The 24,422-nt window shown below is 62.3% G+C and carries 22 protein-coding genes; 5 read left to right on the forward strand and 17 right to left on the reverse strand.

Going from position 1 to position 24,422, the window contains the following annotated elements; all coding sequences use genetic code 11:
* On the forward strand, nucleotides 1–214 hold a 214-nt coding region (locus RAE09_RS09365), incomplete at its 5' end, for a helix-turn-helix transcriptional regulator (protein WP_316981546.1).
* 194 nt (nucleotides 215–408) lie between these two features.
* Here RAE09_RS09365 and RAE09_RS09370 read toward each other — a convergent pair.
* A complete protein-coding gene (locus RAE09_RS09370; protein WP_316981547.1) occupies nucleotides 409–720 on the reverse strand; it encodes a transposase family protein in 312 nt (103 codons plus the stop codon).
* Nucleotides 721–952: 232 nt separating this feature from the next.
* On the opposite strand from RAE09_RS09370, the gene RAE09_RS09375 reads away from it, so the two are divergent.
* Nucleotides 953–1,351, forward strand: a complete 399-nt coding sequence (locus tag RAE09_RS09375; protein ID WP_005322734.1) for an SHOCT domain-containing protein — start codon at nucleotides 953–955, stop codon at nucleotides 1,349–1,351.
* Between the two features lie 162 nt (nucleotides 1,352–1,513).
* Here the strand turns inward: RAE09_RS09375 and glmS are convergent, their stop codons facing one another.
* Together glmS and RAE09_RS09385 are read right to left on the reverse strand one after the other, a co-directional pair.
* A complete protein-coding gene (gene glmS, locus RAE09_RS09380) occupies nucleotides 1,514–3,385 on the reverse strand; it encodes a glutamine--fructose-6-phosphate transaminase (isomerizing) (protein ID WP_005322735.1) in 1,872 nt (623 codons plus the stop codon).
* A 96-nt stretch (nucleotides 3,386–3,481) separates the two neighbouring features.
* Nucleotides 3,482–6,286: an FAD-binding and (Fe-S)-binding domain-containing protein gene (locus RAE09_RS09385; protein WP_316981548.1), complete on the reverse strand. Its 2,805-nt coding sequence runs from the start codon at nucleotides 6,284–6,286 to the stop codon at nucleotides 3,482–3,484.
* 203 nt (nucleotides 6,287–6,489) lie between these two features.
* On the opposite strand from RAE09_RS09385, the gene RAE09_RS09390 reads away from it, so the two are divergent.
* On the forward strand, nucleotides 6,490–7,323 hold the full coding sequence (locus tag RAE09_RS09390; RefSeq protein ID WP_005322738.1) for a dienelactone hydrolase family protein: 834 nt from the start codon (nucleotides 6,490–6,492) through the stop codon (nucleotides 7,321–7,323).
* Between the two features lie 4 nt (nucleotides 7,324–7,327).
* Here RAE09_RS09390 and RAE09_RS09395 read toward each other — a convergent pair whose 3' ends face one another.
* From RAE09_RS09395 to eccCa, 11 genes are all read right to left on the reverse strand, one after another.
* A complete protein-coding gene (locus RAE09_RS09395) occupies nucleotides 7,328–7,588 on the reverse strand; it encodes a hypothetical protein (protein WP_239235121.1) in 261 nt (86 codons plus the stop codon).
* Nucleotides 7,588–9,387, reverse strand: a complete 1,800-nt coding sequence (locus RAE09_RS09400; protein ID WP_316981549.1) for a hypothetical protein — start codon at nucleotides 9,385–9,387, stop codon at nucleotides 7,588–7,590. Before RAE09_RS09400 ends, RAE09_RS09395 begins: the two co-directional genes overlap by 1 nt.
* The gene (locus tag RAE09_RS09405) at nucleotides 9,384–9,695 is read right to left on the reverse strand and encodes a hypothetical protein (protein WP_316981550.1); all 312 of its coding nucleotides are present in this window, start codon (nucleotides 9,693–9,695) and stop codon (nucleotides 9,384–9,386) included. The genes RAE09_RS09400 and RAE09_RS09405 overlap by 4 nt, the downstream gene beginning before the upstream one ends.
* 112 nt (nucleotides 9,696–9,807) lie before the next feature.
* On the reverse strand, nucleotides 9,808–11,151 hold the full coding sequence (glmM, locus tag RAE09_RS09410) for a phosphoglucosamine mutase (protein WP_316981551.1): 1,344 nt from the start codon (nucleotides 11,149–11,151) through the stop codon (nucleotides 9,808–9,810).
* A gap of 48 nt (nucleotides 11,152–11,199) precedes the next feature.
* Nucleotides 11,200–11,526 carry a type II toxin-antitoxin system HicB family antitoxin gene (locus tag RAE09_RS09415; RefSeq protein ID WP_297847006.1) on the reverse strand — a complete coding sequence of 109 codons (327 nt, stop codon included), beginning with the start codon at nucleotides 11,524–11,526 and terminating at the stop codon, nucleotides 11,200–11,202.
* 256 nt (nucleotides 11,527–11,782) lie between these two features.
* Complete coding sequence (rpsI, locus tag RAE09_RS09420; protein WP_204610198.1) at nucleotides 11,783–12,316, reverse strand: 30S ribosomal protein S9; 534 nt, start codon at nucleotides 12,314–12,316, stop codon at nucleotides 11,783–11,785.
* Nucleotides 12,316–12,759, reverse strand: coding sequence for a 50S ribosomal protein L13 (gene rplM, locus RAE09_RS09425; protein ID WP_034668278.1), 444 nt, complete (start codon nucleotides 12,757–12,759; stop codon nucleotides 12,316–12,318). The genes rpsI and rplM overlap by 1 nt, the downstream gene beginning before the upstream one ends.
* A 356-nt stretch (nucleotides 12,760–13,115) precedes the next feature.
* Nucleotides 13,116–13,403 carry a WXG100 family type VII secretion target gene (locus RAE09_RS09430; RefSeq protein ID WP_005322746.1) on the reverse strand — a complete coding sequence of 96 codons (288 nt, stop codon included), beginning with the start codon at nucleotides 13,401–13,403 and terminating at the stop codon, nucleotides 13,116–13,118.
* Nucleotides 13,404–13,472: 69 nt separating this feature from the next.
* On the reverse strand, nucleotides 13,473–13,787 hold the full coding sequence (locus RAE09_RS09435; RefSeq protein ID WP_005328030.1) for a WXG100 family type VII secretion target: 315 nt from the start codon (nucleotides 13,785–13,787) through the stop codon (nucleotides 13,473–13,475).
* 142 nt (nucleotides 13,788–13,929) lie between these two features.
* Nucleotides 13,930–15,054 carry a type VII secretion-associated protein gene (locus tag RAE09_RS09440; protein ID WP_316981552.1) on the reverse strand — a complete coding sequence of 375 codons (1,125 nt, stop codon included), beginning with the start codon at nucleotides 15,052–15,054 and terminating at the stop codon, nucleotides 13,930–13,932.
* Nucleotides 15,055–18,774, reverse strand: a complete 3,720-nt coding sequence (eccCa, locus tag RAE09_RS09445; RefSeq protein ID WP_316981553.1) for a type VII secretion protein EccCa — start codon at nucleotides 18,772–18,774, stop codon at nucleotides 15,055–15,057.
* Nucleotides 18,775–18,928: 154 nt separating this feature from the next.
* Here eccCa and eccD point away from each other — a divergent pair, with 154 nt between their 5' ends.
* Both eccD and RAE09_RS09455 read left to right on the forward strand, forming a co-directional pair.
* Nucleotides 18,929–20,356 carry a type VII secretion integral membrane protein EccD gene (gene eccD / locus RAE09_RS09450; RefSeq protein ID WP_316981554.1) on the forward strand — a complete coding sequence of 476 codons (1,428 nt, stop codon included), beginning with the start codon at nucleotides 18,929–18,931 and terminating at the stop codon, nucleotides 20,354–20,356.
* Nucleotides 20,356–21,504, forward strand: coding sequence for a S8 family serine peptidase (locus tag RAE09_RS09455; protein ID WP_316981555.1), 1,149 nt, complete (start codon nucleotides 20,356–20,358; stop codon nucleotides 21,502–21,504). Before eccD ends, RAE09_RS09455 begins: the two co-directional genes overlap by 1 nt.
* Here RAE09_RS09455 and eccB read toward each other — a convergent pair.
* The 3 genes from eccB to rplQ all read right to left on the reverse strand — a co-directional run bounded on the left by eccB (nucleotide 21,494) and on the right by rplQ (nucleotide 24,383).
* Nucleotides 21,494–22,780: a type VII secretion protein EccB gene (eccB, locus tag RAE09_RS09460; RefSeq protein WP_150851298.1), complete on the reverse strand. Its 1,287-nt coding sequence runs from the start codon at nucleotides 22,778–22,780 to the stop codon at nucleotides 21,494–21,496. The two genes, RAE09_RS09455 and eccB, sit on opposite strands and share 11 nt — an antisense overlap.
* 74 nt (nucleotides 22,781–22,854) lie before the next feature.
* Nucleotides 22,855–23,748, reverse strand: a complete 894-nt coding sequence (truA, locus tag RAE09_RS09465; RefSeq protein ID WP_005328013.1) for a tRNA pseudouridine(38-40) synthase TruA — start codon at nucleotides 23,746–23,748, stop codon at nucleotides 22,855–22,857.
* Between the two features lie 137 nt (nucleotides 23,749–23,885).
* A complete protein-coding gene (gene rplQ, locus RAE09_RS09470) occupies nucleotides 23,886–24,383 on the reverse strand; it encodes a 50S ribosomal protein L17 (protein WP_005322759.1) in 498 nt (165 codons plus the stop codon).
* Nucleotides 24,384–24,422 lie beyond the last annotated feature (39 nt).

Below are 24,422 nucleotides of genomic sequence, written 5' to 3' on the forward strand. Positions count from 1 at the left end.
CTACCGGGTGTTGTGCTTGGGTCAGGCCGTTCTTCCAACGGGCCAGGTAGAGGTTGATGAACTCAAAGCTCGACGGATCGAGAGGCAGTTATCGCAAGCCCAGGTTGCTGAAAAACTCGGGCGTGCCCCGGCGAGAATCAGTGATATCGAAACCGGCAAGCGCCCTTTGCCGGAGTTGAGGTTGGCTTATGAAGAACTTCTCAAATCAGCTTGACACAACATAGGAGCATCACCCTTCAGGAATGACAGGCGAGGAGCAATCCGCGGGGACGGATAAGGCCACAGCGCGTTCAAATGTCTCACATGAGTGCAACGGTGAGGGGTGTAGAGAACGCACGGTGGGCGGTTGCGAATAAGTGACCACGCTGGCAGCCAAGAGGTACGAGCGATGAAAGATCAGCTCGAGCATTAGCGAACGTACTGACGTCGCTTTATTAGGTGTACTGACCGGGTACGTTGCGGGCACGCCGGTTCGGCGCACCGCCACAGCCGCTTGCGCCACACCAGCAGCACCGGCCGCCCCGCCGAGGGGATGTCACGCACCAGATGCTCACGCCGGCCGTGGGCCACCGCGACCACCCCGCACCGCGGGCACCCGGTCACCGACTCGGAGGTCTCCACCAACAGCTCCAGCTCACCGCCGTACTCACCGACGGCAAGCACCACCAACCCCGAGATGCCGAGCATCGCAGCGGGCAGGACGGTAGCCTCAACACCCACCTGGGACTCCTCTCGATCCGTTGCTTGGTCGCTACGAATCGTGGAGTCCCAGGCCCGTCTTCACCAGCCCAACCCGGTCAGCGCGTCGCAACCCGGCTACCACGCTTGGTGAGGAAAAGCTGCTAACATGGTTCGGCGACGGCCCGGGCACGTCCTTATTCCTAACCGTCGTGCGCTGGGGTCCGCGTGGACCGCTCGGCCAGCGCCCATCCAGTCAGGAGGCAGTCAGCAAATGTTCGACGACAACGGCTCATTCCTACTCGCCATGTTCGAGTTCTTCATCTTCTTCGCATGGTTCATGTCCCTGTGGTGGATCTTCGGAGATCTCTTCCGCAGCAAGGACCTCGGCGGCTTCGCAAAGGCGCTGTGGGTGGTGTTCATCCTCGCGCTGCCGTTCATCGGAATGCTCGCGTACCTGCTTGTTCGAGGTCGGGGGATGACCGACCGCGCGGTCGAGGCGCGCCAGGAGCTCCAGCAGCGGCAGGATGAGTACATCAAGTCCGTCGCCGGCGGCTCCGCCGGATCGAGCCCGACCGATGAGATCGCCTCGGCGAAGGCCCTTCTCGACTCGGGAGCGATTACCCAGCAGGAGTTCGACCAGATCAAGGCAAGGGCGCTCTCCTCGGTCTGACCCTGGTCCGCTCCCTCGCCAGCCGCAGCGTCGCGGTCCGAGGGCGGCCATCCGGCGCGGCCTAGGTATTCGCCAAGCTTCAATGAAATGCAAAAGCCCCCTTACCTCCCACGCAAGAAACGCGGCAAGTAAGGGGGCTTAACTAGTACCGTTCGGCGTGGATTACTCCACGGTCACGGACTTGGCCAGGTTACGCGGCTGGTCCACGTCGTAACCCTTGGACTTTGCTACATGGGCGGCAAAGATCTGCAGCGGCACGGTGGCCAGCAGCGGCTGCATGAGGGTCGGCGCCTTCGGGATGCGGATGACGTGGTTAGCGTAATCCTCCACGGCGGTATCGCCTTCTTCCGCAATCACGATGGTGATGGCACCGCGGGCGCGGATCTCCTGAATATTGGAAACGACCTTGGAGTGCAGGGAGTCGCGGCCGCGCGGGGACGGCACGATAACGAAGACCGGCTGGCCTTCCTCAATCAGTGCAATCGGGCCGTGCTTGAGCTCGCCGGCGGCAAAGCCCTCGGCGTGCAGGTAGGCGATCTCCTTGAGCTTGAGCGCGCCTTCAAGAGCTACAGGGAAGCCGACGTGGCGGCCCAGGAAGAGCACGGATTCCGCATCCTTCATGGAGTTGGCCAGGTTGGCCACCTGGTCCTCTTCATCGATGACGTTTTGGACCTTGTCCGGCATGTGGCGCAGCTCAGCAAGAACGCTCTGGATTTCATCGGCGAACATGTTGCCGCGCAGCTGGGCCAGGTAGAGGCCAAGCAGGTAGGTGGCGGTAATCTGCGCCAGGAAGGCCTTGGTGGAGGCTACGGCGATTTCCGGACCGGCGTGGGTGTAGAGCGCGGCATCGGATTCGCGCGGGATGGACGAGCCCTGGGTATTACAGATGGCAATAACCTTGGCGCCCTGCTGGCGGGCGTGACGCACGGCCATCAGGGTATCCATGGTCTCACCGGACTGAGACAGGGCGACAACCAAGGTCTTTTCGTTCACGATCGGATCGCGGTAGCGGAACTCGTGGGCGAGCTCGACCTCGGTAGGAATGCGGCACCAGTGCTCGATGGCATAGCGTGCCACGTGGCCGGCGTAGGCGGCGGTACCGCAAGCGATGACGATGATCTTGTCGATGGACTTCAACACGGTCTCATCGATGCGCAGATCATCGAGAGCCAGCTGGCCCTGTTCATCGAAGCGGCCGAGCAGGGTATCGCGCACAGCGGCGGGCTGGTCGTGGATTTCCTTTTCCATGAAGGAATCGAAGCCACCCTTTTCGGCAGCGGCGGCATCCCACTTGATTTCAAAAGGCTTGCCCTGTGCAGGGTTGCCCGCATAATCGGTGATTTCTACCTCGTCGGCGGTGATGGTCACGACCTGGTCGTTGTCCATCTCCACGGCGGACTTGGTGTAATCGATGAAGCCAGATACGTCGGAGCCGAGGAAGTTCTCGCCCTCGCCCAGGCCGATAACCAGCGGCGAGTCGCGGCGAGCGGCAACGATGCGATCGGCCTGCTCGGCGTGGATGGCCAGCAGGGTGAATGCGCCCTCGAGGCGGGAGCAGGTCAGCTGCATTGCCTTGGTGAGGTCACCAGCGGCCTCGTTGTGGAAGACATCGCCCAGCAACGTAGCGGCAACCTCAGTGTCGGTCTCGGAAACGAAGTTGTAGCCCTTGTTCAAAAGCTCGGACTTGAGCTCGGCAAAGTTCTCAATGATGCCGTTGTGCACCACGGCCAGCTTGCCGCCATCGACCACGTGCGGGTGCGCATTCAGGTCGGTAGGGCCACCATGGGTAGCCCAGCGGGTATGGCCAATGCCCAGCACGGAGTCTGGCAACGGGCGGGCCTCAATCTCAGCATCCAGCGCAGCGACCTTACCGGCCTTCTTGCGCCAGCTAATGTCCCCATCGGCGTACATTGCTACGCCAGCGGAGTCATAGCCGCGGTATTCCAAACGGCGCAGCCCTTCCAAGACTACGTCGAGGGCGAAGTAATCACGGTCACCACCAGCGTGACCAATATATCCAACAATTCCACACATGGTTGCTGATTTTACAGCACGGGGAAGAAACCTCTAGGCGGGCGGGGCGTCGGCAAGCGGGGGCATAGCGCCCCGCCCGCTAGTGCGCTGGGAAAACTAGCGCGTCGCCTGCTCCAAAAGTTCCAGAATGTGGTGATAATCCTCGCCGGTAGCACGGGTCAAGCCGAGCTCGCAGGTGCGGTTGGTCGAGGCGTGATACTGCGCCCCGATTTCCTTGACTTGCGCTGCTTCGGCGCGCGTTGCGGCGTCGGTTAGCTCCGGGTGGAGCATGCCGCGATCGCCGGCATAGCCACAGCAATTCCAGTCAGTGGGAATGTGTACCTCGGCCGCTGCGGCGCGGGCTACCTTCTCCACGTCTTCCATCATGCCCAGCTGGAAGGCAGAGCAGGTGGGGTGCACGGTCACGGAGGCCGCGGGGTTCTTGACCGCAAGCTGCGGCAGGAGGGTATCGGCCGTAAAGCTAATGGCGTCGATGACGGTAATGCCTACCGACTCCAGCATGTCCTTAAATCCGGCGGTACAGCTGCTGGCGTCCACGATGACCGGCAGGCGCGCACCATCGGTGGCCTCCATGACGATATCGCGCACGCGCTGCTCCATCGCATCGTGGCCGGCCTGCATGCCCTTGGACGCCCATGGGGTGCCACAGCAGAGCTTGTCGATGCCCTCCGGAACCTCCAGCGCTACCCCGGCGCGCTCCAAGAGAACCACGAAGGAATCGGTAGTGCCCTTGCCACCACCCTGCGGGCCAAACATGGTGTTCACGCAGGCAGGAAGGTAAATGCCGGTGGTCTGCGCGTAGCGGTCACCCACGCGCCCGGCCAAGCGGCCGCGGGACTTGCCGCCCTTGCCCAGCTCCGGCTGGTACTGCGGCAGGTTATCGGTGCCGATGAGGCTGCGGCCCACGTCGGTGACCTTCTTGACCAACTCAGTGGGCAGTAGGTGCGCGCCGGTAAGCGCCAGCCCGGCTCCTTGGCTAACGACCTGCCAATTCTTGGCGGCAGCGCCCCACAGCTTCTGCTGCGCCGGCTGGGCCTCCTCGCTGCGCAGGCGCTTGATGAACTTGCCGGTATCGATACCTACCGGGCAGGCGGTGCGGCACATGGAATCCACCGCGCAGGTCTCGATGCCCATGTATTCATAGGCCTCATCCAGCTCGGCTACGAGCTGGCTATCGCCGACTTCTTCCGCGCGCTTGCGGGCGCGGCGCACGACGATGCGTTGGCGTGGGGTCAGCGTGAGATCGCGCGACGGGCAGACCGGCTCGCAGTAGCCGCACTCCACGCAGCGGTCCACTTCCTCTTCCACGGTGGGGTTGAGCTTGATGTTCTTGATGTGCGCATCGGGGTCATCGTCCAAGATGACGCCCGGGTTCATGGTGTTGGTGGGATCGCAGGCCCGCTTGAGTTCTTGCATGACCGCGTAGAGTTCGTCGCCATACTGGCGGCGCACATACGGCGCCATGGCGCGGCCGGTGCCGTGCTCGGCCTTGAGGTTGCCCTCGGCCGAGAGAACCAAGTCCACCATGCCCTCGTTGAAGTCGTTATAGCGGCCGATGGCATCATCGCCTTCAAAGCGGTCCGTGAGCAGGAAGTGGATATTGCCGTCCTTTGCGTGGCCGAAGATAACGGCGTCGTCATAGCCATAGCGGGCAAAGAGTTCCTGCAGGGAAGAGCAGGTATCAGCCAAATCCCCCACGGGCACGACGATATCTTCCAAAAGCGCGGTTGTACCGGACGGGCGCGCCTCAGCAACCTGGGCGTACAGGCCCTTGCGGAAGCTCCATGCGGTATTGCGCGAAGCGGCATCGGCCGAGAAGGCGGCTGGCGATTGCAGCGGCAGCTCGCGCAGAAGCTGCGAGCCCTTGCCCTCCTTCTCCCGCAGTTCTTCTTCCGCGTCAGCGTGGTACTCAATGAGCAGTGCGGCCTGCTTGTCCGCATCGAAACCGGTGATGGCCTGCGGAACCTTATCAAAGCCTTGGCCTACGCGGATCGAGGCAGAGTCCATCAACTCCAGGGTGGCCGCCCCGGTATCTAGCAGGGCCGGCAGGGACTTGGTGGCGGCGGTGAGGTCATCAAATACAGCCACCGTAGTGGTGGTCAGCTTGGAAATCGGCACCGTGCGGAATACCGCTTCTGCAATGAAGGCCAGGGTTCCCTCCGAGCCGATGAGCAGGTGCTCAAAGAGCTTGACCGGGCTATCAAAATCCAGGAAGGAATTGAGGCCATAGCCCATCGTGTTTTTCAGCTGGAAATGGCGGCGGATAATATCCACGGACTCCTGGTTATCGCGCACGCGGCGCTGCAGGCGGGTAAGTGTTTCCACCAGCTCCGGTTCCTGCTCTTGGAACTGCCGGTCTGCATCCGCATCGGCGGTATTGATCACGGTGCCGGTAGGCAGCACGAAGGTTAGCGATTCCAGAGTGTTATACGTATTGAGCTCGGTACCGCAGGCCATACCGGAGGAGTTATTGGCCACCACGCCACCGATGGTGCAGGCAGATTCACTAGCCGGATCTGGGCCAAGCTTGCGATTGCGCAGGCCTAGGCGGGCGTTGACCTGGCGCACCGTGGCGCCGGGCTGGACGCGCACGCGCTTGCCCTCATCCAGCACCTCGATGCCGCGGAAGTGCTTGCGCACGTCCACCAGGTAGCCATCGCCGGAGGCCTGGCCGGCAAGGGAGGTACCACCGGAGCGCAGGGCGACCGGAACATTCTGCTGCCGGCCCGCGCGGAAGATGGCGGCCACGTGCTCGGCCGAGCGGGCCTCGATGACTGCCTTGGGGGTGTACAGGTAGTGCGAGGCATCGGAGGCATGTGCCACGCGGTCAATGACCTCGGTCTTTACCTCCATCCCATAACGAGTAGAAAGTTCTTCCGCATCAACGACGCCGGTAGTCATGTACCGCAGCCCGCCTTCCCAGAAAATAGAGTATGTAGTTGCCCACACATTGCACTCCCCTACCCACAGGGGCGCAAGTTAGGAGGGGCTTAGGAAGGCCTTTCGACTACACCCGCGGCTCGGCTGGATACTACGCAGACATTTCTCAGATAAACCCGCACCCTTTCCCGCCTGGCGGGTGATCTTCCTCTATCCTGGAATGCGTGTCTGCGAATTTGAATAAACATCTAGCAACGTTGTCGAAGCGCGGTCGCAACCGAGTTTTGGTTGGCGACCTTGACTATGCCGGAATCACCGGCAAGGTTTATACCCCTGCGGAGGGCCAAAGCCTGCCCGCTGTGGCCTTTGGCCATGACTGGATGCACAAGATTAAGGATTACCACGCCACTCTGCGCCACCTGGCTAGCTGGGGCATCGTCGTGGTAGCCCCCGATTCCGAGACCGGCCCCTTCCCCAACCACCGCAACCTGGCCGCGGATATGGAATCCGCGCTGCAGATTGCCGCTGGGGTGAAGCTTGGCGCTGGCAATATTACGGTCTCCCCGGGCAAGCTCGGCATGATTGGCCACGGCATGGGCGGTGGCACGGCCGTGCTGGGTGCCTTAGATAACCAGAAGGTCGCCGCCGTCGCCGCGATTTACCCTTCCATCACCGCGCCATCTGCGGTGCAGGCGGCCCGCCGCATTACTACCCCGGGCTTGGTCATTGGCGCCGGCCAGGAAGATATTTTCAATGCCGGCAACCCCGCCAAGCTGGCCCATAACTGGAATGGCCCGGTCTGCTTCCGCGCCATCGATAAGGGCAGCCACGCCGGCTTTACCGAAGATCGCCTGCGCAAGTTGGCCATCGGCACCGCCGCCTTCCAGTCCGGCCCTACCGAAATCGCCCGCGGCTTGGTCACCGGCTTCCTGCTGGCTACCCTCAATGGCGATTCCACCTATGACGCCTTTGCGGATCCAGAGGCGAGCGCCAAGAAGGTCGAAAGCCTCGTAGGCGAGGACTTGGCCGAGCGCGCCGGCGTCACCCGCGACGCCTAAGGTATTAGCCCCGCCGCAGCACAGATTGCACCTGCCCCGACGCGTTCCTTGAGCGTGCCGGGGCAGCGCCATATCGAGGCCTTGGCGCCGTCGCCGCTTGCCGACGCCCCACCTGCCCCTTCTCCCATCGCGCCTCCTGCATGGCCTTATCCGCGGACTTTTCTAGCTCGTCTTGCGCTTTCGCCAGCGTTTTTTCAAATTCCAGCAGGCGTTTAGCCGTCCTTTCCCGAAAGCCCTGCGCAAATTCTGCGAAGTCGTTATTCATTACCACTGACCTGCCTTTCGTGCCTTAATGGTTGGTTCTTCTGGCGCGGGCGCCGCCTCCTGCTGCGGCGCTGGTGCCGGTGCTGGCGCTTCTTCTGGAGCCGGCTGCGGTGCCGGGGCCGGTTCCGGTGCCGGTGCTGGTTCAGGAGCCGGAGCTGGGGCTGGTGACGGTGCCTCTGCTGGACCGGCCGCCTGGAGGTGTGCCACCTTTTCTGGTGGCGGCGTTGGCTCCTCTACCTGAGACAGCTCAGGAGGCGGCGCCATAACGCCATCATCACTAGCTGGCTCGGGTTCGGGGCATGGCTCCGGCTCCGGCTCGGGTTCGGGCTCAGGTTCCGGGCAGGGATCAGGTTCTGGTTCTGGCTCAGGTTCAGGGACGGGGTCCGGTTCAGGCTCTTGCACCGGGCAATCCGCGTCGGACATGTTCTCCAGGCACTGCGCGGCGCCTTCCACAATGAGGCCCACGCCTACTAAAGCGATTCCGGCCCCTACCAGGCCGAGACTGCCACTGCAGGAGGATTCAATTCCACAGCCTTCTGAGCTGGTTTGGGTCGTTTCCACACATTCTTCGGTATTTCCCGCGGTATTTTCAGGGCAGAGTGTTTCCTCCCCTGCGCCCGAGTCAGAAGCGGGTTCTGTATCCATGTCTGGTTTAGGTTTCGGCTCAGGCTGAGGTTCAGGTTCCGGGCACGGTTCTTCTACTTGCTGTGGCTGTTCTGGCGGCTCCTGCGGCGGAATGATCTCTGCCTGTGCCGGCTTGGTTATCTCTACTTCGCGCTGGGACTGCGCTGGTCGCTCGGTAAATGGTTGCTCGGTGCACTCATTGCAGTGGCAGCCGAGACCGTGTTCTGCAGTGGTCTCCGTGTGCACTTCCGTCTTGGAGGATTGCTCCGGCTCGGGCTCGGGGCATTCCTTTGGCGGGACGGGTGGTGGCGAAGGAGGCGTCGGCTGTGGCGGCGCGGAAGTCGTCTGGCTCGATTCTTGCTTTGATTCAGGCTCCGGCATAGGCGTTGGCTCTGGCGGACACTCCACCTGGGCTGGCTCGGTGGGCTGCGAGGGCGGAGGTGGGCATTCTTCCTTCGGCATCGGCTTAGTGGGAGTAGGAGTCTCCGGGCATTGTTCTACCGGTGCGGGGCAGGCATTATCTGTAGGTTTAGCCGGCGTCGGGCATTCTTCCGGCATTGGGCGCTCGCAGACGCATTCGCAGCGCGATTCAAACTCGTTATAGCAGGACTCAATCGCATCATCGCGGTCACGGCAGGTGCTAGCGATATTGTGATTCGTCTCTTCGATAACGCGCCCGCCGATGGTGGAAAGAATCGGGATGATAAACCTGGCCAGGGGGTGCTTGGTAGCCACCATGGACAAGATATTCAGCAGTGGGATGACCGCAGAGATGAGCTCGGTAAGGGCAGTGTCGGAGACATCGACGACGTCGGCAATAGCGCCTGAGCACTGCTCCGCCGAGCTGGTGAGATGAGCGGCATCTTGGCGGTCAATGTCGAAATCTTCCTGCACGCCGCACAGGTGCTCACGCATGGCGCCCTGAGCAACCTCGGAATCATCCTGCTGCAAATAGCTCGCTAGTCCAGCACCGCCTCCCTTCGGGCGGTTGCCGCCCACCGCCGCGACGGTGTTTTTCACCAGGTTTTCGGGCGCGATGCCATCGACCGCACCGACTAACTCCCCCAGGAGGTTCATCGGCATGCTGGGGCCCGCGTAGCTTCCCAAGCATGCGAATTGGAATTGGGAAATCGCGTTGGAATAGTCCCCCAACAAGGATTTGGTCAGCGTACTCACTTGTTCGCCTCCCCGCCGCGCGCAAAGGAGCTGCCGAAAGACTCATCAAAATCGGCAAAGGCGCGCACCTGTTCATGAGCGGCATGGGCGGTGGCGGATAGATTATCCAACCTCCGACCTCCGCGCTCATGGATGCGCGCCAAGACATCACGAATGCGCTCACCGTGGCCGCCAAAGTTGCGTCCAGCCGCGGCCACCGGAAAATCCGGCACCTCGGCCTGGTGGGCATCGCGTTGTTCGTCGTTATCGGCTACGACCTGCCGTAGTGCGGACATCGCCTCCGAGGGGCGAAGAAAAACCTCAGACACTGGTGTATTCCCCCAAATCCATATGCGGTAAAAGTTCTCACCTTCATTGGACTGGGGATTGCACCAAATGGTTCCCTAGGATGCCAAAAATCTTCCGCACCCGGCGGTTGCGCTAGACCGAGGAAACGATGGCGGAAAGCCTGCCGGCGACCTTGCGTGCCTGCTCCTTATCGGCGGCCTCCACCATGACGCGGAAAACCTCCTCAGTGCCGGAGGGACGCAACAGGACGCGGCCGGTTTCGCCGAGTTCTTCCTCGGCCTGGGCAATGGCTTCTTGTACTTCGGGGGCGTCCATGATGACACCCTTATCAGAAACCGGCACATTAATGAGCACCTGTGGCAGCACGGTCATCACCGATGCCAATTCCTTCAGGGACTTTCCGGACTTGGCCATGCGCGCCATGATGGACAGGCCAGTAAGCGTGCCGTCGCCAGTCGTGCAATCATCTAGCAACACGACGTGGCCAGACTGCTCGCCGCCCAAGGAGAAATCGCCGCGGTTGAGCTCTTCCAGCACGTAGCGGTCGCCTACTGCGGTGTGGCGCACCTCGATGCCTTGCTCCTGCATGGCTAGCTTCAGGCCCAGGTTAGACATGACGGTTGCTACCAGAGTGTTATAGCGCAGGTCATTATCCTCCTTCATGCCTACGGCCAGCAGTGCCATAATCTGGTCACCGTCAACAACATTGCCCTCGGCATCCACAGCCAGGCAACGGTCGGCGTCGCCATCGTGGGCTAGGCCCAGATCGGCGCCATGCTCGACGACGGCCGCCTGTGCCTTTTCAATGTGCGTCGAACCGCAGTCCTCATTGATATTGAAGGCATTCGGCTTGTTGTGGATAGCAATAACCTCTGCACCAGCCGCCTCATAGGCGATCGGAGCAACCTTGGAGGCCGCACCATTGGCGGTGTCTACGACCACCTTGATGCCGCCCAGGTCGGTGGAGACCACTTCCTTCAAGTGGTTAAGGTAGCGCTCGCGTCCATCCGGGGCCTCCGAGATGATGCGGCCCAACTTGGTGCCGGTCGGGCCATCCTCGGTGAGGTTTTCCATGGTGGCCTGAATCTGATCTTCTACCTCGTCCGGCAGCTTCTTACCACCTGCGGAGAAGAACTTGATGCCGTTGTCTGGCATCGGGTTGTGGGAAGCGGAAATCATCACGCCCAAATCCGCACCATAGTCATCCGTCAGGTAGGCAATCGCCGGCGTCGGCAGCACGCCCACGCGCACCACGTCCACGCCGCGGGAAGCCAGCCCGGACGCAATCGCTGCATCCAGCATCTCGCCAGATACACGCGGGTCGCGGCCAATAATGGCCAGCGGCTGGCGCTCGTAGGATTCACGCTTAGCGGTAAATACCTCCGCAGCGGCCTGGCCTAGTTGCAAGGCCAGAATTGGGGTCAGCTTCTTGTTCGCGAGGCCGCGAACGCCATCGGTTCCAAAAAGTCGAGTCATGCAGTCAATTATGCACTCCTGTGCCCATCGATTGCATGTTGGGGCGGTTTAGGCGGAGGCAAGCTTCTGGTTTATCAATGCGTTGAGTGAAATTCCTTCCGTCCTTGCTTCCATCACTAGCTTGCGATGCAGCGACGGAGAGGTTCGAACGTTGAATTTTCCCGAATATGACCGAGCCCCCAACGGTTGTGGAATGACTTCCCCTGAAATCTGCATATCTTCTACTACTTCCGCAACCAACTTCAGAAGTTCCTGCTCTGCACAGCTACGGTCAGAATCCAGCCACGATAGTGAAGGAAACTCGGCAACCGTCGCCACGAACTCATTGTCCTCTTCAGACCAGAAGACTTGATAGGTGTATTTGCTGACGTCCATTTTTATCTTCCTTCTTGCTCGGTTTGAAGCATTTGTACAGCTTGAAGAAGTTCCGAAAAGGTGGCTTTTGCTGGACTTCTTTTCTTGTTGGCCAAGATTTCTTCTACGCTGCTACCCACAATTAATCAGTACCACATATAGTACTACTATGCAGAGGTGTCATTATCCTCTGCCGAAGCTCAAAACGACGAAAGCCGCCGCCTCCCAAAGGAAGCAGCGGCTTTGCGTAGCGCTTGCGCGCGCAGTAGAAGCGAGATTAACGCTTGGAGTACTGCGGTGCGCGACGTGCCTTGTGCAGACCAGCCTTCTTACGCTCAACTGCACGAGCATCTCGGGTGAGCAGACCAGCCTTCTTGAGGGCGGTGCGGTCAGCCGGGTTGTAGATGTTCAGTGCACGAGCGATAGCCAGACGCAGGGCGCCAGCCTGACCGGTCGGGCCGCCACCGTTGACGGTGACCTTGAGGTCGAACTGGTTCTCGCGCTCCAGCAGGGTCAGCGGAGTGAGGATATCCTGCTGGTGCAGCTTGTTCGGGAAGTACTCGCCGAACTCGCGGCCGTTAACCACAATCTGGCCGGAGCCAGCAACGAGGCGAACACGTGCGACGGCGCGCTTACGGCGACCGACGGTCTGGATCGGGCCCTCGTGTACCGGAGCGGCAGCCTCGACCTCTTCGGTCTCGGCCGGTGCGATGGAATCACCGATGGTGTTGGTGAACTCTTCGGTAGCGGCGCTTGCTGCAGCGATGTCAGCAGCGTCGGCTACGTTGTTGTCGATGTTCTGCTCAGACATTACTGTGCCACCTGCTTAAACTCGAAGGTTTCCGGCTTCTGGCCGGCGTACGGGTGCTCTTCGCCTGCGAAGACGTGCAGCTTCTTGATGGAAGCGCGGGAGAGCTTGTTGTGCGGCATCATGCCGGCAACGGATTCTTCGATAACGCGAACCGGGTTGGCGTCCAAAGACTGACCCAGGGTCATGGACTTCAGGCCGCCCGGGTAACCGGAGTGGCGGTAGCGCATCTCGCGGCCGCGCTTGGTGGAAGAAACGTGGATCTTGTCAGCGTTGATGATGATGACGTGGTCACCAGCGTCAACGTTCGGTGCGAACTGTGGCTTGTGCTTGCCGCGCAGCAGGTCTGCAACGGTGGAAGCGAGCTTGCCCAGCACCACATCAGTAGCGTCGATGACGTACCACTTGCGGGTGATGTCACCGCTCTTTGGGTGGAAAGTAGACAATTTGACTCCTTGAAAGTCTGTCTCGGAACTGCCGGCCAGCGCTAAGCATCCATTCACTCCCGTACAGCGGCCGGTGGAGACCTGCAGGGAGCGCTTCGCCAGCTGCTTGCCGACGAGCGAACACATAGGTTTCCTACCCTACTTGCTCACCTGCCCAAAGACCAAAACACCGAAACCGGCACCTTCCGCGGCTCAAACGGGAGGTGCCGGCTCGTGGGTACGGACTAGAAAAGGAATAGCCACGCTGGTTTCTTGGCCAAGGCTGCGGCTGCGTCCGCCTCCTGCCACGCGGGTGTGGTCAGTGGCACCGCAGCCCTGACGGGGACCGCGTGGAACCGTGCAATCAGGGTATGGATTTAGCCCCAGCTTGCGGCGGCGCGACGGTTGACGTCGCTCATTGCATCGTTGCCTTGCGAAACGGTCTTGGAGATGGTGGCCAGCACGGTGTTGAGTTCCTGCGATGCCTTATCCCACTTGGCCTGCGCTTGGTTATAAGCCACGGCGGACTCGCCCTCCCAGGTGCTCACCATCGGCTGTAGGCGCGCCTTCAGGTCTGCCAAGGTGCTGTTGATGCGACCAGAGGTGGCGTTGATGTCGGCTGCGGCGGAAGAAATGGCACCGAATTCGTACTTGATCTCGGACATGTGGTGGTTGATTCCCTTCTGTGAATCTATAGCTTTTGGGCTGCGGAGTAGTGAAGTGTGCAGTGCGGTTTAGAGGGCGAGGCCGCCGCCCACGTTGGAGAAGGCCTGGGTGTTTTCTGCTTCCACGTTGTCGAAGTTGTGGGCGTTGCTGCGGATATTGTCAGAGATAGAGGCCAAGGCCTCACGCAGCTGCTGTGCAGAGGTGTTGTAGCGCTGCATCAGGTCGTCAAAGGAGACCTGGGCCTGGCCAACCCAGCTGCCACGGACAGAGTCGACGACGCCCTGCAGGCGGGTGAGCTCGCCCTGGACTTCATCATTGGTGTTATCGACTTTGCCAGCGGTGGCAACCATGACATCGGCTTGTGTCTTGAAAGTCTGAGACATAAGAGTGCGCCCCTCCTTAGGGCGGATGAGATTGTGTGTATTTCCCCCGAAAAAGCAGCTGTGCTTCGCATCTGTGCTTTCTCACTTTTATTGGACTGAACTTTCCGCCAAACGGTTCCCGGCTGGGGCAAAGTTTTTGAGACTATTTTTTGACCAGGCTTTCCGTGGCCATGCGGCAGGCCGCCTTTTGAACGGCGTTGGAGTTATGCCGGGTATGGCATCCCACGGACATCTGGTGCCCACGGTCTTCCCAGGTGGTCCATTCCACCAAGGAGCCGTCCCCAGGGTCTTCGGTATAGGTCAGTCGCCCGGCCTCATCGGTGGCATCGCGAAGCGCCGGATCTTCGTCGACCTGCGCGTGAATTTCTTTAAACAGGGCATCCGCCGGCACGTTAAACATCTCATCTGCCGCCAACAGGATGCGTAGGTTCGGGTCTTCGCCGGTGGCGGTGACCAGACCATCTTCCACCTTGGTGTGGAACCCACTGGGGACGACTACTGACATTCCCTCCACGTCTAAGCGCTTTTCACCTGGGTTCAATTCCTCGCTGCCGGATTCCGGCGCATCCGTCGTACCCGGTGGCGGCGAGGCCGGCGCGGACTCCGCCGCACCATCGCCGCTTGGCTCGGCAGCGCGGGGTTGCGGGTGCGATGCATCCGAAGCGGCGTCGTCATCGTCTGAAGCTTGGGCACCGATAGCCCACCAGGAAGCTCCGGCTACGGCGATGATGACCACCGCGATTGCGACATGAAAGATATCGATGGCTCCGAGCCAACCGCGCAGGCGGTCGGTCCAGCGTGGCGTTACCGGCTCGTCGTAGGCAGGCGCCTCCATCATCGTAGTGGGAGGTGCCGAATCCGTGACTTCAGGAACCGGGTGAGGAGGCGGACCGAGTGGGTCCGGGGCCGCTAGCGAGGAGATGGTTGGTTCTGGATCGATGAGGCGCACCCCGGTGACTTCCAATTGCCGGCAGATGATGGAGGTGGCTTCCTGCGCAATGTCCGTACCGGAAGAGTCTGCCACCACGCAGGCTTCCACGTCGGGCCAAGACGGCCCCGCCATCTTGGATATCTGATCCATGACTTGGCCCAAGGCCCAGCCTTCCACAATGCCGGTTCCCGGCAGGTCGTAGCGGTAAACCGTTTCGGGCCCTTCAAAGATGGTGGCCGCATCCAGGATGGTAACGGTAATGGGGATTGCGGTGGTCTCCCCACCGGTGGGGATAGGGGTGTCGGTTGGCGTATGCGCGCTGAGATTGGTGGTCATTTACTTCTCTCCTTCTAGGTACACCGCTTGGGCGACGCCGAGGTTTTCACCGCGGATGCTCCACTGACCGCGGCCGGGTGGTTGGTGGCAGGGCTTGAGTCCGAAGATGGTTCCTTCGTCGCGGTCGGCGTCGAAAAGCAACAGCGCCGGCTGCAGATCGCGCACCGCGGAAAAGAATTGGCCAAAGAGGGCACGGCCGATGCCGCCGGATTTGCGAGCGATAACAAGGTGCAGGCCAATGTCGCGGGCATGTGGGAGCAATTCCAGCAGTGGCGAGAGGGCAATATCGCTCAGCAGGTCCGCATCATCGATGACTAGGTAAATGTCTGGGCCCTGCCACCAATCTCGTGCGGCGAGCTGCGCCGGGGTGATGTCCGGGCCAGGCAAGCGAGATTCCAGGGTCCGGACTGTATCGACAATGGTCTCTTGCGCACTCGACTGCGTCGCGGCGTAGGCAGCAACCATGTTCTGGTCCAAGGTTCCCAGGTGGGCTCGGCGCTGGTCGATGACCACGAGCCGAGCGTCTTCCCGCGCAAAGGCGCTAATGCCGCGCATGATCTGCGCCAAGAAGGTGGATTTGCCGCAGCCTTGCGCGCCTATGGCCACAAGGTGCGGCTCACGAGACGGATTCCAGGTCAGCGTATCGAGGTCGCGCCCGCCAATGCCCCAGGCGATCTCGCCGGCGGGCACATCCCCTTGAGCTGCGAGTGCGGCCGGGGTAAGCACGGCGGGCAGCATCTTGAGCTGTGGAACTGGGTCAGCCGCAGCATGCACGCGGCAGATGTGAGCGATGTCCTGGTTGGAGGTGCGAGCTAAGAGCATATTTTCACCGGCCAATGTGAGCCCGCGGCCCGGCGCGCTGGGGAGCTTTTGCTGGAGTTTGCGGTCGATGAGCGAATCCAAGGCCTCACCCAGGCGCAGCTCGAGGCGATTAGCAATGAGGTCGCGGATAGCCGGGCGCATCGTGGTCCACCGCGAAGTGGCAATGACGACATGTACGTGGGCGGAGGCGCCATCGGCAACGATCTCGGTGACCTTCTCCGCTATGTCTTCAAACTCGGCGTTAGAGGTACCAATGTGGTGCCAGCCATCAATGACAAGGAAGGTTGCGCACCGTTCTGGGCGGCGGATAAACCCAGCTACTTCGTCGACGATGCGCCGTACCTTTTCGCCCTCCTCGCGCCCGGCAACTCCGGCCACGTGGGGCAAGCGCTCCAGGGACGCTAGCTGACCACCGCCAAGATCGATGACGTAGAAGCGCGCCGTCTGCGGGTCATGCCGTAGAGCTAGCGCAGAGACGATCGTGCGCAGCGCACTCGATTTACCGGACTGCGGGCCACCGCACAGTGCCATGTGCCCGCCGTGCTGGGTGAAATCAATAATCAGCTCATCCTGACGTTGGTAATACGGCCTATCGATAATGCCGATGGGCGCGCACAGCTGCCTTTGGTCCGCTGCGGGCGAGACTGCACCCGCGGCATGTACACCGGAAAGCCCTGGCAGCGCGGATAGTTCAATGACCGGCGGTAGCGGCGGCAGCCAGATGCGGTGCGCCGATTGATCGCGCAACTGGGCTTCTTCCGCCGCGGCGCGAACGACCTCGGTAAGCACAGTGGTGGAGTCATCGAGAACCACCGCAGCGCTAGTATTGTCCTCTTCCTGGGACCAGCCATGAAAGAGCTGCACGCGGCCGCGGGTTGGGGCGGGGTGGTCCACGGAAGCCTCGGCAAGCGCCCGGCGCGGCAGGGGCCCAGACACATAGGAAGCTTGGAAGCGGGTCAAGGCCTCGGCATCGGATTTGAGGTAGCCTGCGCCGGGCTGGCCGGGCAGGTGGTAGGCATCGGTCACGCCCAATACTTGGCGGGATTCCGCCGAGGAGAAGGTTTTCAGGCCGATTCGGTAGGACAAGTGGGAATCTAGCCCCCGCAAGCGGCCTTCTTCGAGCCTTTGGGAGGCCAAAAGCAGGTGCACGTGGAGACTGCGCCCCAAGCGGCCGACGGCGACGAAGAGTTCCGCGAAGTCCGGGTGCTGGCCCAAAAGCTCCGAGAACTCATCGACGACGATAACCAAGGCCGGCAAGGGCCCGTGCTCACGCACGGCGGTGGCAGAAGCGTTGTACTCACTGACATTGGCAAAGTTTCCGGCGGTGCGCAGCAGCTCTTGGCGTCGGTTCATCTCGCCGGAGATGGCATCATACATGCGCTCTACCAGCGTAGATTCCTCTTCCAGGTTGGTAATCACCGCGGAAGTATGCGGCAGGCGATCGCATCCTAAGAATGTCGCGCCGCCCTTGAAGTCCACGAGCACGAGGTTAAGCTCGTCCGGACTATGGGTAGCCGCCAGCGCGGTGACAAGCGTGCGCAGCAGCTCCGACTTTCCGCTGCCAGTCGCACCGATGCACAGGCCGTGCGGGCCCATACCGCCGTGGGCAGATTCCTTGAGATCTACTGTGACGGGCTGGCCCACCGTATCGATGCCGATGGGCACCATAAGACGTGCCGAGCCCTCCCGGCCATGCCACATGCCACTGGCCGCTAGCTCTTCCACATCGCGATAGCCCAGAAGGCCCATAAGGTCACTGCCGCGCCTGCCAGAAGTGCTATCGGGGCGGCGGTAGGAGGCCATACTGCGCGCAAGCAAGGTCGCGCCGGCCGTACTCATTCCGTCGGGAGAACCGAGGTCTTCCACCCCTGCCGCGGTGACCACCTGCAGCTGCTCCCCTGCCACGAGGCTTAGTCCTTCGTGCTCGGCGCGTACCCCCAGCGCCGAAGACGGCGCCCCACCGACCTCAATGATGGTGGTATAGGAATCATCATGGAAGAAGTCCTCGGTGCCCGTGGTCAGCACGCCATCGACTATGAGGATGCGAAAGCGGGCCTTTTCCGGTGTGCGCGCATGGGGCAGCCACTTCAGCCACTCCCACTGGCCACCGATGGCCTCGATCCCGCAGGTTTCCGGGCCATGCGCCAACGCCATCTGCAGCACCATTGCGCGCACCATATCGCGGGAGGGATCTGCGGGCTCTTCGCCCCGAGTCGACGCCATTCCGGACACGGACAAGAAGCGAAAGGCCTGCAGTTGGATAACCACCGGCATATCGGGAACGGTGCCCACCGCCTTAATGGTCTGGCGCATGCTTACCGCACACACCGGGTCCAGGTCTTCAGTGGCGCCGGAATCCGGCACGTTGATGGGAGTGCACAACGTCGTTGGTCCAGTTCCCACGCGTACCTCGAGGGCGTCCGAGTCATCCGGGCCACGCTCCCACATGCGGCGCGAGCCGACTAGAGTGCTGAGTTCCACCGGTGCCGGGTGGCGATAACTTTCATGTGCACGCTGCGCCGAGGCATTGCGCAGCGCCTTTTCCCGCAAGGCTTTGATGTGGCGCAGGTAGGTACGCCGGGTTTCATCCGGATCCTGCCCGCTGTTATTGGGCCCAAACATCATGGCCATACTCGCCAGCATCATCAATGGAAACATCAAGGCCATCGGGCTAATCTGCCGGGAATCCCCAGCGCCTAACACCATGAGGGCGACCATGCCGAGCATCGCCGCAATCATCACCACCGGCAGCAGCAGCCGCACCAGCGGCACCGGTTGTGGACGCACCGCCTCTGGGACCTCCTCGGCCTCGATGCTGCCGGTGGGCAGCGGCGGCGCAGCATCCCGTAGTGGCATGGTCAACGGCTCAATGACGCGGGTATCCCCGATCCCAAGCATGCCTAAATAACCTCCCCCGAGCCACGCGCCAAGCGCCCTTGGCCCCCTGCCAAGATTCCCCGCGCTGCGGTGGACACGTCGCCACTAGTAAGCCACAATATGTGGCATTGGGCAAGGGGGACGCCCACAATCCATACATTTTTCGGGGGACATCATGACTACTGCAACGGCGCATCATCTGCGCCTTACCGTTCGCATTCATGCCGGCACCTTCCACAAGGAGGCGGACGTGGCGCTACCGCTAAGCTCCAGCGTGGGCGAGCTTTTGGCGGAAATCACTGACTTGGTGGATGCGCCCACCATTTCTGAGCCTTGGCGCGCGAGCACAGCCTCCGGCCGCGCCATCGATCTCACCGCCCCATTGGCTGCCACTGCGCTCACGGAAGGCTCCATCCTGGTTATTAGTCCGCGCGAGCGCCGGCCTGCACCGGTGATTCGGGATGCGGCGGAATCGCTCGCCGCCGCGGCCGAGGAGGATACCACCGCTGCCCTTCCCACCGTCTGGGCATGGGCAGGAATGCTTGCCGCCTTCGCCCTCGTGTGGGTTAGCTCCCTTCCCCTCGCGGCGTGGGCGGCGTTGACCGCTGGTGCCCTGTTGCTCGCCTTGTGGACTCGGGCCCTATCGCTGGTGCACCTTAGCCTGGTGGCCGGCATGGCGTGTGGCTGGGTGGTGATTTCGCCCTCGCTTGGCGAAGCCCCCTTTGCCGCACTCACCGCCTGCGTCGCCCTCCTCATCGCGCTGCTTGCCTGCCACGTCACCGGGTTGAGCACGGTTCGCACTACTGCCGTGGCACTCACCGTCTCGGTGCTGTTGTTGGTCGCGGCTTTGGGCTACCTGCTGCCCGGACCAGGGACGGGTCTCCAGGGCAGCCACGGTACGGCGGCTGCCGCCTGCGTGGTGATCGCCGGCATTATCCTGTTGGCCGCAGCTCCTGCGCTAACCGTTGCCACCGCTGGGCTCAAAGTCCCGCAGCTGCCCACGGCCGGCCAAGACCTCGCGGTTTCGGATGCCGTCCAGCCGGATGTCGATATCCGTGCCCGGCGCGCCGGCAGCGCCTATGAGGGAATGTGCTGTGGGCTGGCGCTCTGTCTCATTCCGGCCCTGATCGCACTCTCGCTGACGGGCAGTGGTCCGGTCTTGGCGCCGACGAGCGGCGCCACTGATTCTCTCGCCGAGTACGTTGCGGTGCTTTTTGGGGCTGAGCACACCGGCGCGGGATTCGTCCAAGCACTCTGCGTGACCACCGCGGGTGCCGTCGTCCTGCATGCCGCCCGGCACGGTCGTGCGCTGGCTAGCTGGGCCCTGATGCTGCTGGCGATGACCGCCTGTCTCGCTACATGCTTGTGCGCTACCCACGCGGTGGCGAATTCCGGGATTGCCGATGCCTGGGCACCAATACTTGTTGCCTGCCTGGTTCTCCTCGCCATGCTGAGCGCCCCGCTGTGGGCGCCCAAGGTGGACGGGCTCGAGCCCACCACCATCGCGTGGTTTGAACGCATAGAATCCCTCGCCATTGCCGCTAGTTTGCCGCTGGCCGCGCACCTAGCCGGTGTCTTCGTGCTCATTAGAGGGCTTGGATAATGCGCGTGCTACCGACCGCTTTAGTAGTTGCATTCGCTGCAGGACTGACTGCTGCTCCCTACGCGGCCGCGCGCGAACCGGACCGCGAATGCGCCGCCGCACATTCCTCACCGCTTTCGCCCCAACCAAGCGAGGAGCAGCTAGACTACCGGGCCCGTTTACATTCCTTTGCTACCGGGGAAGGCGTCAAAGTAGCCGTTATCGATACTGGCGTTGCCCGTCACGACCAACTGCGGCATCTCAGCAGTGGCGCGGATCTTGTCGCGCCGGAGTCCCCAGAGCCGCATCGCGATTGCGACCTGCACGGCACCGTCGTGGCCGGTGTCATCGCCGGACACGATATCGGTATCGCCCCGCGAGCAGAGATTTACGCTGTGCGTCAGACCAGCGCGCACTATCGCCAGGAAGCGGAGGACAGTACCACCGGCTCGCTGGACACCTTGGCCCGCGCCATCGATGACGCCGCCGCTGCCGGTGCCCGCGTCATCAACATCTCCGTCGTCTCCTGTGTCCCGCCGGATGTGGCCGCGCAGGTCGATACTTCCCGATTGGACCGTGCTTTGGCGCATGCGGAAGACTCCGGCGCCGTGGTGATTGCAGCATCCGGCAATGCGTCCTCTGGCAGCTGTGAGATGGGTGACCGCGTCTTTCCGGCGGATTCGCCCACGGTGCTCTCGGTGAGCGCCCAAGCGGATTCGCACGAACTCGCTGACTACTCTCTGAATTCGGCCGATGGCCCCCAGCTTGCTGCGCAAGGATTCATTCCGCTAGCGCTCAACCCCGCGGGTGGATGGGCCGATGGTAAGGAAGGCACGGACGGAACGGCGCAGTTCCATGGCACCTCCTTTGCCGCGCCGGTGGTCAGCGGCACCGCTGCCCTCTTGGCACAGCGCTTTCCAGACGATAGCCCGGCCGCCCTCCGCAAACGCTTGGAGGACGCCGCGGAGCCAGGACACGGCTTCATCGACCCGCTCACCGTGCTCACCCACGTGGAAGCGGGCCCGGGCGTCGATACCCGAGCTATGACCATCCACCCCGCCGACGAAGTCGACTCGCGCGCCCCCACACGCAGTGCCTGGGTGCTGGGTGGGTTAGCGCTGGCGCTTGCTGCGTGGGCGGTGTGGCGCGGGCTGCGGCCTAAGAACTAACCTGCAGCGCCTGCTCACGGTTGAGCGCGGAGCCTTCCGGCAGCAACCGCAGGATCTCCCACGGCACCTGCGCGCCCACTCCGGTGCCAAGGGCTTCCAAAGTCTCTTTGTCCTTGACCTCGTGCCGCTGCCCCGTGGGTGAGACCACGTGATAGCCATGGCCGCTGTCTACGCCTACGCCACCAGCGTTGAGCCCACCAAAGCGATGGGCCACCGACTCACCTGCCAAGGCGACAGTGCCCGCTTGGGCAGGTACCACTACCCCGCCGCCCTCGTTAGCAGCACACATCCAGCCATCGTCCGGGCTTAGGAAGCGGAAGGACGTGGAGGGAAGGTTGAGGTTTAAGGGGGCGTCGGCAAGCGCAGCAATCTCCTGCGGCGTGGCTGTTGTCTCCTTGGCACCCACGCCTGTGAGTATCTCCGCCTGCGTAGGCGTGAGCTCAGCTACGCCCTCGGACGTACGCGCCCACAAACCTTGGCCGGTATCGACGACCTCGGGTGGTTCGGCCGGAAAGTTCAGCGGTGGCAGCTCCGCAAAGGCATTGAGCAGCTCGGGTGGCACGGGCCAAGTGTGGGTACTATCGTCCACGCCCACCGCCCGACGCACGACACGCCCTTCGGTGCTGGAGGGATCTGGCAGCGCCACGCGGCCTTCCTGGGTGACAAGCCACTGCGTGCCCTCGGATTCCACCAGTGCGGCGCGCTCCTCACCGAGGCTTTTCTGCTCGGGCTCGGCAAGGACAATAACCTCCTGCGACGCTACCTGGTGACCGCCAATGCTGGTCGGGTTATCTGTAGACGGCGCCTCATCCTTGCCGGCCAAACACGCTGCCCATCGCTCTTGGGGATTCTCGCCTGCCGCCGCGAGGTACCCAGGGGCATCCGAGATACCCACCGGTGAGCCCAGTAGCGCTTCTTGCAGGTGCTCATCCCCAATGGTCTGCGCCTCGGCCGCCTGCCCGGCGATAATGCGCGCCGAAGCCAGGTTGAAAACCGGGTGGTAGGTGTCATTGACATCCACAAAGAGCTGGCCCTGCTCCGAGCGCACAATCGGCGCATCACCCGGCTGCGGGCTCGGCTGCAGCCAGGCCAACATGCCAGAGCCCACCGCAAGGAAGGCGACGCCGACCCCGCCGAAAAGGAGCGCTTTGCGGCGCCTAGCCAAAGGATCGTGAATCATGCGGATATCGCCTAAGACGAGCCCATGCTCGACGCGGCGGCGCAAGAATTTATGACCCGATACCTGGGCCTTGGTAGTAGGCAGCGGACGTGCCATGATTTTCCCCCGAAAAGTCTGTGTACACCCAGCACACAGGCTATCCCAGGTAGGCGACCGCTGCCACTTGGGCGTTAGTCAGCGCTGCGCCTTTCGCGGGTGACCTCGGCGCGCGCGGCTAGCTTGTCCGCCGCTGGGTAATCAACGGCGACGAGCGAGAGTCCCTTTGCCGGGGCCACGGGGATGCTGGAAGAGCGCTTCGTCTCCTGCAGCAGTGCCGCGGCGAAGTCGGTATCGCGCCGCCCCTCGCCCACGCGCAGGCAACAACCCACCAACGAGCGCACCATCGACCAGCAAAAAGCATCGGCACTCACGCGGGCCTCATAAAGCTCCGGTTCTTCGGGCGTAGAAACATCGCGCCAGGAAAATTCCTGCAATTCACGGATGGTCGTGGCGTTCGGCTTGGCCTTACAAAAGGCCGCAAAATCGTGCAGGCCCACCAGGGCGGTAGCGGCTTCTTGCATGGCATCGATATCCACCGGCTTAATCCACTCGGCCGTATCCCGCGCACGGGTTGGCAGCGCGCCGCGCGGATTGGTGGTAATCCGATAGACGTAGTGGCGCCGCAGCGCCGAGAACCGCGCATCAAAGCCCGCGGGTGCGAACTCGCACCCGTGTACCCGAACGTCTTCTGGCAGAAGCTTTGCTAGCCGACGCACCAGCTTCCCCGGCTCCCCCGCCACCGAGCGCTGCGCCAGCATCTCCGTGGGAACGTCCACGTGCGCCACCTGGCCACGAGCGTGAACACCGGCATCCGTCCGGCCAGCGACCGTAAGCGGCACCTCCGTGCGCGCAATCATCGCCAGCTTCTCTTCCAGTACCCCCTGCACCGTGCGCAGACCGCCCTTCTGCTTGGCCCAGCCATGAAAGTCCGTGCCGTCATAAGCCAAGTCCAAACGCAGGCGAACGAACCCGTCGGCCGGCCCTTCGGGGGAAGTCGATGCTGCATCTGTCATAGTGGGCTTCATGCTACCGGAGCATCTTCTCCCCACCGGCGCTGGGTCGGCCGTGCAACGCCCCCTTACTGGGATGCGGACATGAAAAAGCCGCCGCCCCTCCCACAAATGGGGAAAGGCGGCGGCGAAGCGCTAGGGCCGAAGGGAAATTACTTCTCCTCGGACTCCTCAGCTGCGGTCTCCTCGGCAGGTGCCTCGGTCTCAGCAGCCTCGTCTGCCTTAGCTTCCTCAGCCTCAGCGGCCTTGGATGCGGCAGCGCGGGTAGCGCGGTTAGCCTCGGAGGTCACGGTCTCCTCGAGAACGAGGGAGATCTGGGACATCGGGGCGTTGTCACCGGCGCGGTTGTCCAGCTTGATGGTGCGGGTGTAGCCACCCTCACGGTTCTCAAACTTCGGGGCAACCTCGTCGAACAGGTAAGAAACAACATCCTTGCGCGGGATGAGCTTCAGAACTGCGCGGCGGTCAGCAATGGTGCCGGACTTAGCCTTGGTGATGATCTTTTCGATGTACGGGCGAAGAACCTTCGCCTTGGCATCGGTGGTCTTGATAGCGCCGTGCTCGATCAGGCTGGCTGCCAAGTTGCTCAGCATGTGAGCCTGCTGCTTGGCGGAGCCGCCGAGACGGGCACCCTTCTTAGGGGTTGGCATTGTGTACTCCTCGTATGCGGTAAAAGTTGAGCGCGCGGC

It is taken from the genome of Corynebacterium tuberculostearicum (genome assembly GCF_032821615.1).
Classification (GTDB): Bacteria; Actinomycetota; Actinomycetes; order Mycobacteriales; family Mycobacteriaceae; genus Corynebacterium; species Corynebacterium tuberculostearicum_H.